The sequence below is a fragment of the Pantoea sp. RSPAM1 genome, assembly GCF_038816185.1.
GTDB classification, from domain to species: Bacteria; Pseudomonadota; Gammaproteobacteria; order Enterobacterales; family Enterobacteriaceae; genus Pantoea; species Pantoea ananatis.
Genome location: NZ_CP046137.1, coordinates 3,325,334 through 3,338,306, shown reverse-complemented (window position 1 = coordinate 3,338,306; position 12,973 = coordinate 3,325,334). Strand labels below are relative to the sequence as shown.

The window sequence follows — 12,973 nt, the reverse complement described above, 5'->3', positions numbered from 1 at the left end:
TTAATCTGACGCTTCAAAGCCCGCTTTTACCATTTGTTCTCGCAGTGCGCGGGCGATCTCCCGGTTGCCTCCGGTAACCGGATAAATCACGTTATTCACCACATCATCAAGGTAATGCTCCGCAAATTCCTGTCGGGTAAGTTGCGTGCCGCCTTCATCATTAATAGCGAAAAAACCTTTGATTTGTTTACCGCTGTCTTTTGCCTTGAGGCTGTAGCGGCCCATGCTGGTATTAATGCTACTCATAAGGTCTCTCTCCCTGCTTTGCATTTTTCGTGTCAAAACCGTCGAGCTGTCCTGTCCGCCTAAATTTTAGCCAGGGAAGATTCTCAAAACGAAGCGACACGGGCGACAAAAAGGCTGCTATGCGATGCTTCTCACATAAAATGACAATTAAAGCTGAATGTTGCTTTCATAGTTGAGAACGCAACCAGCAAAAAGCACATCGCTGAATTTCGCCTATACTGTTAAGGGAATGTTTTTTAATGGTAAGGGAGATGAAATGAAAATAATTTTGTGGATTATCGCCATTATTTTTGTCGTGGGACTGTTGACCCTGACAGGGGTATTCAAACTGATTTTCTGATTCGACGGGCATCTCAACGGGTGCCCGCAGCCCAACCAGTGAGCGTTGCTCTTGACACCGCAAGCCGGTAAGGTCTTCATCCTGCTACCTGCTACCTGCTACCTGCTACCTGCTACCTGCTACCTGCTACCTGCTACCTGCTACCTGCTACCTGCTACCTGCTACCTGCTACCTGCTACCTGCTACCTGCTACCTGCTACCTGCTACCTGCTACCTGCTACCTGCTACCTGCTACCTGCTACCTGCTACCTGCTACCTGCTACCTGCTACCTGGATAAGCGAGCGCATTTGGACTGGCATTGCCCTAACTCTTAATCATTCTTTATGTGGTTTACCTGAGCGGGTCTGACGGCAAAAGACTCTGTTTGTCGCTACTTGCCCCGTACGGCGCCTGTATGAGATGCGACGTGATGTTGCATAAGCGTTGAGTTTGATTGTGAGAACAACAGAACTTAGTGGAAATGTTGAAAGTTCTTGCTGTTTGGCCTTGGTTCATCTTTTTTGCGCTAAAATTGCTCGTGCTTTTTTACGTCAATGATAATTACATGCTGAATATGCTGAGCATTTTTTAAATTTCGGGGCAGGCGGGTTTTCCCGTTGCTGATTTTCAGCATGGATACTGCGTTCAATCAACAAGAGACAGGTAATACCGAAGTGAACAGGTACCTTTTAACAACGTTATCAGCTCCATTACTGGCGCTGTTTTTTTCTTTTTCCCTCCAGGCCGCTATGCTCTCACAAGAGATTAAATCAGGCTGGAATACGTTTACCGGCAACGTACAGCAAACCTGGCAACAGCCTGATGCAATTGATGTTTATGTGCCCGCCATCACGTGGCATAACCGCTGGACGTATGATGAAGAGCATATTCACAGATATAACGAACGCCCCTGGGGCGCCGGTGGTGGCGTTTCGCGTTACGACGAGAAAGGGAACTGGCACGGCCTTTACCTGATGGCGTTCAAAGATTCTTTCAACAAGTGGGAACCGTTTGGCGGTTACGGCTGGGAGGCCACCTGGCGACCTTTGCAGGATCAAAATTTTCACTATGGTCTGGGCTATACCGCAGGGGTAACGGCACGGCATAACTGGGGATACGTTCCCGTTCCGGCCATATTACCGTTGGCGTCAATAGGTTATGGCTCGTTTAACTTTCAAATGACTTATATTCCAGGCACTTACAACAACGGTAACGTATATTTTGCCTGGCTTCGCTGGCAGTTTTAAGCTTTGGAGCCAGTGAAAAAGTAACCAAAGGGTAAATAATAGCGATATTTATCACTTTTTCATCAAATCAGGCTGGACAAAACCCTCAGCAATTGCTGTACTAGATGGCGACACAGTTTAGTGTCCATTTTTCATGTAAAGGTAATATAGATGTCTAAGATTAAAGGTAACGTTAAGTGGTTTAATGAATCTAAAGGATTCGGTTTCATTACTCCTGAAGATGGCAGCAAAGATGTATTCGTACACTTCTCTGCGATCCAGAGCAATGGCTTCAAAACTCTGGCTGAAGGTCAGCGTGTAGAGTTTGAAATCACTGACGGCGCAAAAGGCCCATCTGCTGCTAACGTTATCAGTCTGTAAGTTAACAGTCAGAATTCTAAAAACCCGCCTTATGGCGGGTTTTTTTATGCCGGTACCCGCCACATTTCTGGCTAAAGGATGAAACGGCTTTAAGGCGCAATTGCAGTGCTGTCTTGTCCCCGAATCATTTCCTGCACATCACGCCCTCAGGCACTCCCGCGCTTTTCGATATCACGCGGGCACACTGCGCCAGACAGACCACTGCAACACGATAACCGGCTGTAAACTGCGGCGCGAGTCACAGATAATCCTTGTAACATAATCATAACAACTCGCCGGGCGAGCATTTTAGCGCGTCTCAGGTTATAACTGACTCTCCGCATAACAGATAAAGAGGTGCCAGGATGGATATTCGTCCGGCTCATGCGAAGGACAGCTTCGTACTGAGCGCGTTGTTAAGTGAACTCGGTTATGGCGGGACAGAGCATTTTATTGAACAACGTCTGGCCCAGCTTATGACGGATCCCAATGAAAAGCTGCTGATCGCAGAACAGGGTAATCATGTTCTGGGATTTCTTTCCCTGCATTTTATTCCTCAGTTGGCGCTGGCAGGGGATTTTGCCCGTATCAGCTATTTCTGCATCGCGGACGGTGAGCGCAGCAAAGGTGTGGGCCAAAAACTGCTCCAGCATGCAGAAGCCCTGGCGGCGCAGCACGGCTGCGACCGCATGGAAGTTCACTGTCATGCTTCACGTCTTAAAGCTAATCAGTTTTATGGCCGTGAAGGCTATGTTGAATCACCACGCTACCATGTGAAAGCCCTACAGCCTTTGTAAAAGCATAGAAAGGACACCAAAGGGCCTGTATCACGGCAGCACTGCTCTCAGGGAGAACCCACGATGAAAGTCGCATTAGGGCAATTTGCGGTTCAGCGTGACTGGCAGGAAAACGCCCTAACCTGCCAGGACATGATGGACGAGGCCAGCCGTGCCGGGGCCGACCTGCTGGTTCTGCCAGAAGCAGTGCTGGCCACGGATATCACTAATCCCGATTTGATACTGGAAGCCGCTCAGCCGCCTGACGGGCCGTTTCTGTCGCAACTGCTTAGCGCCAGCAAGGGCCATGGGCTGACGACCGTGCTGGGAATGCATATGCCGGGCAGTGAGCGCAAAGTGTTTAACGTGCTGGTGGTCATTCGCGATGGCAAGATCGTGGCAGAATACCGCAAGCTGCATCTGTACGATGCGTTCGCGATGCAGGAATCAAAGCGGGTTGAAGCCGGACAAGCGATTCCGCCGCTGGTGGAGGTGGCGGGCATGAAAGTCGGGCTAATGACCTGCTACGATGTGCGTTTTCCCGAGCTGTCGCGGCGTCTTGCGCTGGAAGGGGCCGAGGTGTTGGTCTTACCCTCCGCATGGGTCAAGGGGCCGCTAAAAGAGATGCATTGGGATTTGCTGACCCGCACGCGCGCGCTGGAAAATACCTGTTATGTGGTGGCTGTAGGCGAGTGCGGTATGCGTAATATTGGCAATAGCATGGTGGTCGATCCCCTTGGCGTAGCGATAAGCCGGGCGGCCGAGTCCCGGGCACTTATTTTTGCCGAGCTCGATCCACAAAGAATCGCAACCGCACGCGCAATGCTGCCGGTGCTGGATAACCGCCGTTTTAGCCGGCCCGAACTGGATGGAACGCGCTAACCGGAGGGCAGGGATCATGGCTACCCGACTGGGCCTGAAACCTGACGGCGCCGCTGCGCGATCGTAATCTGTTACAGATTACGCTTGAGGTTAGCGCTAAACTGCGCCTAAATAAGCGTTACCGTTATTCGCCAGATTATAAAGGTTATATATGGAAGGTATCAGTATTGCCAAGCTGCTGATCATCGGTGCGCTTATCGTACTGCTTTTCGGCACCAACAAGTTACGTTCTCTGGGTGGCGATCTGGGCTCCGCAATCAAAGGCTTTAAAAAGGCCATGAAAGACGAAGACACCAGTGCAGCGCGCACCCCGGCAGAAGAAACCCCTGCGGAACGCGTTTCTCATAAAGACTAACGCGGCGTCAGTTTTAGAAAAGTGTTAATTTTTATTTCTGACAGCCATAAAAAAACCAGATTGCGGGCAATCTGGTTTTTTGTTTTTTAAGGCAGCCAGCAGGTGAACGGTTATTTCACTTCCAGGCCTTTTGCCTGCATGTCGGCATGATAAGACGAACGGACAAAAGGACCGCAGGCAGCATGGGTAAAGCCCATCGCCAGTGCCTCTTCTTTCATTTCATCAAATTCCGCCGGGCTGACATAGCGCTGAACAGGCAAATGGTGACGGCTGGGCTGCAGATACTGACCCAGGGTTAACATTGTCACGCCATGACGACGCAGGTCACGCATGACCTCGACGATTTCAGCGTTAGTCTCTCCCAGGCCGACCATTAAACCGGATTTTGTCGGTACCTCAGGATGGGCTTCTTTAAAGCGTTCCAGCAGCTTCAGCGACCATTCATAGTTTGCGCCCGGCCGCACCTGACGATATACGCGTGGCACGTTCTCAAGGTTGTGGTTAAACACATCCGGCGGTGTGGCAGTCAGAATTTCAAGCGCACGATCCATGCGGCCACGGAAGTCTGGCACCAGCGTTTCAATTTTGATGCTGGGGCTTTTTTCGCGGATAGCCGTAATACAGTCGGCAAAGTGCTGAGCGCCACCGTCACGTAAATCGTCGCGATCCACCGAGGTAATAACCACATAACGCAGTGCCATGTCGGCGATGGTCTGGGCGAGTTTACCCGGTTCGTTTGCATCGGGTGCGTTAGGACGACCGTGGGCCACGTCGCAGAACGGGCAACGGCGGGTACAGATCGCGCCCAGGATCATAAAGGTCGCCGTGCCGTGATTAAAACATTCAGCCAGGTTAGGGCAGGAGGCTTCCTCACAAACGGAGTGGAGCCCGTTTTTACGCATTGCGGCTTTAATGCCCTGAATACGACTGGAGTCCGCCGGCAGTTTGATCTTCATCCACTCCGGCTTGCGTAGAATCTCTTGCCGGTCGACGGCCACGGTTTTCACCGGGATCAGCGCCATTTTGTCTGCGTCACGGTACTTGACGCCGCGTTCCATCTGAATTGGTTTACTCATAAATCAGCAGGTTCCGGTCGGATTGCGATTTGAAAGCTGTCTCACTTAATCAGAGAAGGCGGCTTTCAACTTTATTTGAAAAAAGTGCAAAAATTATATCATCTCAATGGCCAGGAAGCAGCCAAAGACACCACCGATAAGTTACATATTTGTAAATACGCATTCACCGTTAACTCAGCGTGGGTTTTCATCCTGATGCCATTCAACCTGCTGATAACCTAACTGGCGGGCAAAGGTTTCAGCCAGCAACGGCTGAACATCGGCTAATGTGACGGCAGGCCGAAAGTGTTGCAGCTGCGTCATGTGCATTCCGGCATAGCCGCACGGGTTAATCCGTAAAAATGGCGACAGGTCCATCGCCACATTTAATGCCAGCCCGTGAAACGAGCAGCCTTTACGAATGCGCAGCCCCAGCGAGCAAATTTTTTCATCCCCAACATAGACGCCTGGCGCATCGGGTCGGGCCCGCGCCGCCACGCCGAAGTGGTCCAGTACGGCAATGACCGTTTCTTCTAAAGCGGTCACCAGCTGACGCACGCCGGTTTTACGGCGTTTCACATCAATCAGAACATACATGATCTGTTGTCCTGGCCCGTGATAGGTCACCTGCCCCCCACGATCGCTTTGTACCACAGGAATATCGCCGGGCATCAGCAGGTGCTCGGCTTTTCCCGCCTGGCCCTGGGTAAAGACCGGATAATGTTCCACCAGCCAGACTTCATCCCGGCTTTCGCTATTGCGCTGATCGGTATAGTGGTGCATGGCGTCTGAGGTCGATTGCCAGTCACATAACCCAAACTGGCGAATAAGAAGCGTGTCTGCAGACAAAACGAGTATCCGTTAAAGAGGGGAGACGCTGAGTATAACGCTGGCGGCGATGAAGTTAAACGCCTTCGGGATGAGAGGATGAGTACAGAGCGGCTGGGTCACCAGGGCAGAAAATACGGGTCAGCGCGTTATCTGCGCAGCCTGACCCGCTGACCGGTGTTGACAGCGTTACAGCACCATCCGCACGATTTCAATTTTGCCCAGCTCTTCGTACAGGGTTTCGACCTGCTCGATGTGGGTAGCATTGATCGTGACGTTTACCGAGTGATAGTTACCTTTGCTGCTGGGTTTCACTTCTGGGCTGTAATCGCCGGGTGCATGGCGTTGCACGACCTCAAGCACCAAATCAACCAGCTCCGGCTGTGCCAGCCCCATTACTTTGTAGGTAAATGGGGTAGGGAATTCGAGCAGTTCATTCAGTTTGGTTTTCATAATCACTCCGGTACATAAAAAAACAGGCTCCCGCCGAAGCGGGAGCATCATATTAACCTGTAATGGGGGCAGAGTGGCGGTTTTTCAACCGCCAGGCACCTTTAACCAAACCAGTGGTGGAACATCAGTTTGATATAGTCAACGATACGACTAAAGAAACCGCCTTCAGAGACTTCATTTAACACCACCAGAGGACGCTGATCGATAGTTTTGCCATCGAGCTGGAAATTGATACTGCCAACCACCTGGTTTTTCTTCAGTGGCGCATGCAGCTCGGTATTGGTGAGGACATAGCTGGCTTTCAGATCTTTCATCCGGCCGCGTGGAATGGTCAGATAAGCATCTTTTTCAACGCCCAGTTGGACGCGATCGCTGTTACCAAACCACACGGGCTCAGAGGCAAACTCTTTCCCGGCTTTGAGCGGTGCAACGGTCTCAAAGAAGCGGAAACCCCAGGTCAGCAGCTTTTTACTTTCCGTTTCGCGGCCTTTAAAGGTATGACCGCCCATCACGGCAGAGATCAAACGCATCTGTCCTTCTGTCGCAGAGGCCACCAGGTTATAACCTGCTGACGCAGTGTGACCGGTTTTGATGCCGTCAACGGTCAGGCTGGTATCCCATAACAGACCATTACGGTTCATCTGACGAATATTGTTAAAGGTGAACTCTTTCTCTTTGTAAACCGCGTACTCTTCAGGAACATCACGGATCAGCGCCTGGCCAATCAGCGCCATGTCGCGTGCTGAGCTGTATTGACCTTCCGCATCCAGGCCATGAACGGTCTGGAAATGGGTGTTTTGCAGACCCAGCGCTTTCACGTAGTTGTTCATCAGGCCAACAAAGGCATCCTGGCTGCCGGCGACATAATCGGCCATCGCCACACAGGCATCATTACCGGACTGCAGAACGATACCGCGCGTTAACTGGGAAACCGGAACGCGATCGCCAGGCTTCAGGAACATCAACGATGAACCTTTGAATACCGGATTACCGGTCGCCCACGCATCCTGCCCCACGGTAACGATATCGTCCTGGTGGATTTTTCCTGCTTTAACTGCCTGACCGATGACGTAGCTGGTCATCATCTTCGTCAGGCTCGCCGGGTCGCGGCGTGCGTCCGCGTTTTTCTCTGCCAGCACTTTGCCTGAGTTGTAGTCGATGAGGACATAAGCTTCGGCATCAATGTCCGGTACGCCGGGAATCATGGTCTTGAGATTAACATCATCAGCGATGGCAGCATGGCTGAGGGAGAAAGCGATCAGTGATCCCACTGTCAGGCGTTTTAACAAACGAGAAGGTTTCAGCGTGTTCATGTGTGGGACGACAACATCCATGGGTTTAAGGTTTAAAAAAGTCACTCATCATAACAAATGCCTGATTTTCAGACATCCGGCTTAGTGAATGAGTTGTTAGCAGAGGTTACCTGTCACGGTAACCATTGTCGATTAACGACCTGCGGTGGTGACGAAGGCCGCACTCTGGCCTTCGCGGCTCAGCCGTTGCTGTAAGGCCACGGCTTCAGCACGGGTTTTATAACCACCGAGCTGCACGCGGTACACATTGCCTGCGTTTTCCACCGCGCCAGGCACGCCAAAGCGCTGGCGTAAACTGTTAACTAACTGACGGGCACGCGCTGCATCATTAATGGCACTCACCTGAACGACATAGCCTGAAAGGGATGAGCCACTCTGGCTGGCGGCGGGCTGGCGGGTTGATGCGGCGGCACTGGCCGCAACCGGCGCAGCGGCAACGGGCGCGGCTGCGACAGGCGTGCTGGCGGCGGGCTCACTGCTTTCCAGCACGCCGCTGGGTAACGGCTGTGGGGCGCCCAGGAAGCCGCTACTTTGTACCGGTGCGCCCAGCGCGTTATTGCTTTGCAGCGTCGTATTACTGACGGGTGAAACATCCTGAGCCTCGGGCTCAGCCGCCGGGGCGGTCTGCGGCTGGCTGCTACCGTTCATGATGGGTTGACTGCCATCGCTCATGCCTTGTGGGCTGCTCATGACCGGACCGTTCAGGTCGGGACGTGCGGGCAGGGCATAGCTCTGTTTCGCGACCACGGTGCCGATGGTGCCGGGGCCGGAAAGCGTGCCATCCGGTGCGACACTGATGTAGTCAACCCGTACGCGGGAATTGTTGGAGATATTCAGGCGGTCACCTGCCGCACGGGACAAATCGATAATGCGTCCCGGCGTATACGGGCCGCGATCGTTAACCCGCACCACAATCTGGCGGCCGTTTGCCAGGTTTGTCACGCGAACGTAGCTGGGCAGGGGCAGCGTGGGATGAGCAGCGGTGAGGGCATCGGGATCAAAAGTCTCGCCCGTCGCAGTACGATTACCCTGGGCTTCCTCACCGTACCAGGCGGCCAGCCCGACTTCACTGTAGTTGGCCGGATTTTTGATGATACGGTAGTTTTTACCGTTAACGCTGTAGTCCTGATTGGTCGACGGATTGACCGGCTCATAACGAGGCTCAACGCCAGGAATCTCGACCACCGGGCCGTTATAGGCAGGCTGGGGCGGCGCACTTTGTTGTTGCGGTTCCTGGGTAGAACATGCAGCTAAAACCATTGAAGCCAATACAACGCCAAGCCAGTCCTTACGCATCTGCGACCTCTTAAACACTTTTAGATAACATTTTTCGGTGTGTGTGGATCGACATTACGATGCCAAATCCCGCCATAAGCACAATAAGCGCCGAGCCGCCGTAACTGACCAGCGGCAACGGAACGCCAACCACCGGTAAGATACCACTAACCATGCCAATGTTAACGAAAACATAGACGAATAAAATCAACATTAAACCCCCGGCCATGACGCGGCCAAAGGTAGTTTGCGCACGGGCAGCCACAATCAGTCCGCGCATAATTAACAGGAGATACAGCGTCAGAAGCAGCAGCACGCCGACCAGGCCCAGCTCTTCAGCCAGTACGGCAAAAATAAAGTCCGTATGACGCTCTGGTAAGAACTCCAGCTGTGATTGCGTACCGTGCAGCCAGCCTTTACCGCGTAAGCCGCCGGAACCAATCGCGATCTTGGACTGAATGATGTGATAGCCTGCGCCCAATGGGTCACTCTCCGGATCAAGCAACATCATCACGCGGTCTCGCTGATAGTCATGCATCAGGAAGAACCACAATATGGGGATAAAGGCCGCAACCAACAGGACGGCGATACCAATCAGCTTCCAGCTCATGCCGGAGAGGAACAGCACAAATAATCCCGAGGCCGCGACCAGAATCGAGGTTCCGAGGTCAGGCTGTGCGGCCACTAACAGCGTAGGAAGGAAAATCAGCACCAGAGCGATGGCGGTGTTTTTCAGGGTCGGTGGGCACACGTCGCGGTTGATGAAACGCGCGACCATTAAAGGAACGGCGATTTTAGCGATCTCAGAGGGCTGGAAGCGGATAAAACCCAGGTCCAGCCAACGCTGCGCTCCTTTACTGATTTGACCAAAGGCATCCACGGCGACGAGCAGGATGACACTGACAATATACAGGTAAGGCGCCCAGCCTTCGTATACCCGGGGCGGGACCTGGGCCAGCACCAGCATAATGATCAGCCCCATGGCGATCTGGCCGAGCTTACGCTCCATCATGCCGGGATCCTGACCGCTGGCGCTCCAGATAACAATGGCGCTAAAGCTCAGCAGCGCGAGGATAATCAGCATAAATAGCGGATCAATATGCATGCGCATCCATATTGATCGCTTCTGCGGGCTGTCATTCATCGACATGATTATTCACCTTCGTAGCCTGGCGGTGTGGGGGCCGCATCCGGCAGGACAGTATTATTGTCACCTAACATGATGTGATCCAGTATCTGACGCATTACCGTGCCCACGGCGGGTCCGGCTCCGCCGTTTTCCAGAATCATGGTCACGGCGACACGCGGTTTATCGTAGGGGGCAAACGCGGTCATCAGCTTGTGGTCACGCAGGCGTTCTGCAATTTTGTGTGCGTTATAGGTTTCGTTCTCTTTCAGACCGAAAACCTGAGCCGTACCCGATTTCGCGGCAATTTTGTATGGCGCATCGGCAAAGCTCTTGTGAGCCGTACCATTGGGGCGATTGGCCACGCCATACATCCCGTCTTTGGCAATTTCCCAGTAGCCCGAGTGGATATCGCCTATTGGCTGGGAAGGGGGTTGACGGTAAGGCACCAGGGTGCGGCCTTCGCGCGTGGCGCGCAGCATATGCGGCACTTTGATAACCCCGTCGTTGATGAGAATCATCATCGCTTTGTTCATCTGCAATGGTGTTGCCGTCCAGTAGCCCTGACCGATACCAACAGGAATGGTGTCCCCCTGATACCAGGGCTTTTTAAAGCGGCGCATTTTCCAGTCACGCGTCGGCATGTTACCCGCGCTCTCCTGGGGTAAATCAATGCCCGTACGTTCACCGTAGCCGAATTTGGTCATCCACTCCGACAGGCGATCGATGCCCATGTCATAGGCGACCTGATAAAAGAAGGTGTCCGCAGACTCTTCCAGCGACCTGGTGACGTTCAGACGACCGTGGCCCCATTTTTTCCAGTCGCGATAGCGTTTTTCAGAGCCGGGCAGTTGCCACCAGCCGGGGTCGAACAGGCTGGTATTTCGGTTGATCACGCCTGCGCTGAGGGCGGAAACCGCGACATAGGGTTTGACCGTTGAGGCTGGCGGATAGGCGGCCTGGATAGCGCGGTTATACAGTGGACGATTTTCATCGCTCAGTAATCCGCGATAGTCTTTGCTGGAAATTCCGTCAACAAACAGGTTCGGATCGTAACTGGGCGTGGACACCATGGCCAGAATTTCTCCGGTACGGGGATCGCTTACCACCACTGCGGCACGACTGCCGGCCAACAACGTTTCGATGTACTGCTGCAGTTTCAGATCAATGGTCAGGTAGATATCGCGCCCGGCCTGCGGGGATTGCTCGTGCAACTGACGAATAACCCGGCCACGGTTGTTTACCTCAACCTCTTCATAACCGGTTTTACCGTGAAGCAGGTCCTCGTAATAGGCTTCGATACCGAGTTTACCGATATCGTGTGTAGCTGCATAGTTGGGCCATTTACCTTCTTTGTCCAGACGCGCCACATCCCGATCGTTGATTTTCGATACGTAGCCCACAACGTGGGTCAGGGTTTGTCCAAAGGGATAGTAGCGGCGCTGGTAGCCTTTGACTTCCACGCCGGGAAAGCGGTACTGGTTCACGGCAAAGCGTGCAACCTGCACCTCATTAAGGCCGGTTTTTACCGGGATAGAGGTAAAGCGACGTGAGCGCTTACGCTCTTTTTCAAACGCCTCAATATCGTCATCGGTAAGTTCGAGCACCGGGCGTAAGTTTTGCAGCGTTTGTTTTAAATCGTCGACCTTTTCCGGCACCAGTTCTGCCTGATAAATCGTACGGTTCAGGGCCAGCGGCGTGCCGGTACGGTCATAAATAATGCCGCGGCTGGGCGCGACCGGCACCAGCTTAATGCGGTTTTCATTTGACCGGGTACTGTAGTCGTCGAAACGTAAAATCTGCAGGTGATAGAGATTAACCACCAGCACGGAGGAGAGCAGTAAGATGCCGACAAAAGCGATAAAAGCCCTGCGGACAAAGACTTTTTGTTCGGCGCTGTAATCGCGAAAGGCGTTGCTTTGTAATTTCATCCGCTACTTGTAATGTCTGGAGTGAGCTTATCGGTTATTCACGATGATAAGGATGATTTGTCGTAATGCTCCATGCACGATAGAGGCTCTCTGCAACCAGCACGCGCACCAGCGGATGAGGCAACGTTAACGTTGAGAGAGACCAGCTTTGTTCCGCCGCCGCTTTACAGGCCGGGGCTAATCCTTCAGGCCCGCCAATCAACAGGCTGACGTCACGGCCATCCTGCTTCCAGCGTTCCAGCTGCTGCGCCAGCTGTGGGGTTTCCCAGGGTTGTCCGGGGATATCCAGTGTCACAATGCGGTTGCCTTTACCTGTCGCTGCCAGCATCGCTTCGCCTTCCTTTTCCAGAATGCGTTTGATGTCGGCATTTTTCCCCCGTTTCCCCGCAGGGACTTCCGTTAACTCAAACGGCATGTCTTTGGGAAACCGACGCAGGTATTCCATAAAACCGGTCTGAACCCAGTCAGGCATTTTGGTGCCGACGGCAACAAGCTGCAATTTCACCGCTTAACCCCAGAGCTTTTCCAGTTCATACAACTGACGGCTCTCTTCCTGCATGACGTGCACGATCACTTCGCCCAAATCCACAACGACCCAGTCAGCGGCGGCTTTACCTTCCACGCCCAGCGGCATCAGGCCGGCGGCACGGGATTCCTGCTCGACGTGTTCTGCGATAGAGGTCACGTGGCGCGTTGAGGTACCGGTACAAATGATCATGAAATCAGTGATGCTCGATTTGCCCTGAACGTCGAGAGTCACGATGTTCTGGCCTTTCAAATCATCAATCTTATCAACAACGAACTCTTGGAGTGCTTTACCTTGCAAA

15 protein-coding genes are annotated in these 12,973 nt (G+C 53.0%); 5 read left to right on the top strand and 10 right to left on the bottom strand.

What is annotated here, in order from left to right; all coding sequences use genetic code 11:
* Nucleotides 1-246: a hypothetical protein gene (locus GKC68_RS16195; protein WP_028723876.1), complete on the bottom strand. Its 246-nt coding sequence runs from the start codon at nucleotides 244-246 to the stop codon at nucleotides 1-3.
* A 994-nt stretch (nucleotides 247-1,240) separates the two neighbouring features.
* On the opposite strand from GKC68_RS16195, the gene pagP reads away from it, so the two are divergent.
* From pagP to tatE, 5 genes are all read left to right on the top strand, one after another.
* On the top strand, nucleotides 1,241-1,813 hold the full coding sequence (gene pagP, locus GKC68_RS16190; RefSeq protein ID WP_047714608.1) for a lipid IV(A) palmitoyltransferase PagP: 573 nt from the start codon (nucleotides 1,241-1,243) through the stop codon (nucleotides 1,811-1,813).
* Between the two features lie 150 nt (nucleotides 1,814-1,963).
* The gene (gene cspE, locus GKC68_RS16185; protein ID WP_006118399.1) at nucleotides 1,964-2,173 is read left to right on the top strand and encodes a transcription antiterminator/RNA stability regulator CspE; all 210 of its coding nucleotides are present in this window, start codon (nucleotides 1,964-1,966) and stop codon (nucleotides 2,171-2,173) included.
* Nucleotides 2,174-2,517: 344 nt separating this feature from the next.
* A complete protein-coding gene (locus tag GKC68_RS16180) occupies nucleotides 2,518-2,949 on the top strand; it encodes a GNAT family N-acetyltransferase (RefSeq protein ID WP_342656329.1) in 432 nt (143 codons plus the stop codon).
* A 63-nt stretch (nucleotides 2,950-3,012) separates the two neighbouring features.
* Nucleotides 3,013-3,810, top strand: a complete 798-nt coding sequence (locus tag GKC68_RS16175) for a deaminated glutathione amidase (RefSeq protein ID WP_064367392.1) — start codon at nucleotides 3,013-3,015, stop codon at nucleotides 3,808-3,810.
* 151 nt (nucleotides 3,811-3,961) lie between these two features.
* The gene (gene tatE, locus GKC68_RS16170; RefSeq protein WP_028723873.1) at nucleotides 3,962-4,165 is read left to right on the top strand and encodes a twin-arginine translocase subunit TatE; all 204 of its coding nucleotides are present in this window, start codon (nucleotides 3,962-3,964) and stop codon (nucleotides 4,163-4,165) included.
* Nucleotides 4,166-4,275: 110 nt separating this feature from the next.
* Here tatE and lipA read toward each other — a convergent pair whose 3' ends face one another.
* From lipA to rsfS, 9 genes are all read right to left on the bottom strand, one after another.
* Entirely contained in the window at nucleotides 4,276-5,241 is a 966-nt protein-coding gene (gene lipA, locus GKC68_RS16165; RefSeq protein WP_013025007.1) for a lipoyl synthase, read from the bottom strand.
* A gap of 174 nt (nucleotides 5,242-5,415) precedes the next feature.
* Nucleotides 5,416-6,069 carry a lipoyl(octanoyl) transferase LipB gene (gene lipB, locus GKC68_RS16160; protein ID WP_089527703.1) on the bottom strand — a complete coding sequence of 218 codons (654 nt, stop codon included), beginning with the start codon at nucleotides 6,067-6,069 and terminating at the stop codon, nucleotides 5,416-5,418.
* A 168-nt stretch (nucleotides 6,070-6,237) separates the two neighbouring features.
* Nucleotides 6,238-6,501 (bottom strand): DUF493 family protein YbeD, encoded by a 264-nt coding sequence (gene ybeD / locus GKC68_RS16155; protein WP_006118404.1) that lies wholly within the window; start codon nucleotides 6,499-6,501, stop codon nucleotides 6,238-6,240.
* Between the two features lie 101 nt (nucleotides 6,502-6,602).
* Nucleotides 6,603-7,814 carry a D-alanyl-D-alanine carboxypeptidase DacA gene (dacA, locus tag GKC68_RS16150; protein ID WP_019106261.1) on the bottom strand — a complete coding sequence of 404 codons (1,212 nt, stop codon included), beginning with the start codon at nucleotides 7,812-7,814 and terminating at the stop codon, nucleotides 6,603-6,605.
* A 132-nt stretch (nucleotides 7,815-7,946) separates the two neighbouring features.
* The gene (gene rlpA / locus GKC68_RS16145) at nucleotides 7,947-9,110 is read right to left on the bottom strand and encodes an endolytic peptidoglycan transglycosylase RlpA (protein ID WP_110956583.1); all 1,164 of its coding nucleotides are present in this window, start codon (nucleotides 9,108-9,110) and stop codon (nucleotides 7,947-7,949) included.
* A 10-nt stretch (nucleotides 9,111-9,120) separates the two neighbouring features.
* Nucleotides 9,121-10,233 (bottom strand): peptidoglycan glycosyltransferase MrdB, encoded by a 1,113-nt coding sequence (gene mrdB / locus GKC68_RS16140; RefSeq protein WP_028723870.1) that lies wholly within the window; start codon nucleotides 10,231-10,233, stop codon nucleotides 9,121-9,123.
* A gap of 8 nt (nucleotides 10,234-10,241) precedes the next feature.
* Nucleotides 10,242-12,146 carry a peptidoglycan DD-transpeptidase MrdA gene (gene mrdA / locus GKC68_RS16135; protein ID WP_013025013.1) on the bottom strand — a complete coding sequence of 635 codons (1,905 nt, stop codon included), beginning with the start codon at nucleotides 12,144-12,146 and terminating at the stop codon, nucleotides 10,242-10,244.
* 34 nt (nucleotides 12,147-12,180) lie between these two features.
* Nucleotides 12,181-12,651, bottom strand: coding sequence for a 23S rRNA (pseudouridine(1915)-N(3))-methyltransferase RlmH (rlmH, locus tag GKC68_RS16130; RefSeq protein ID WP_013025014.1), 471 nt, complete (start codon nucleotides 12,649-12,651; stop codon nucleotides 12,181-12,183).
* 3 nt (nucleotides 12,652-12,654) lie between these two features.
* Nucleotides 12,655-12,972, bottom strand: a complete 318-nt coding sequence (gene rsfS, locus GKC68_RS16125; protein WP_014606314.1) for a ribosome silencing factor — start codon at nucleotides 12,970-12,972, stop codon at nucleotides 12,655-12,657.
* Nucleotide 12,973: the final 1 nt, after the last annotated feature.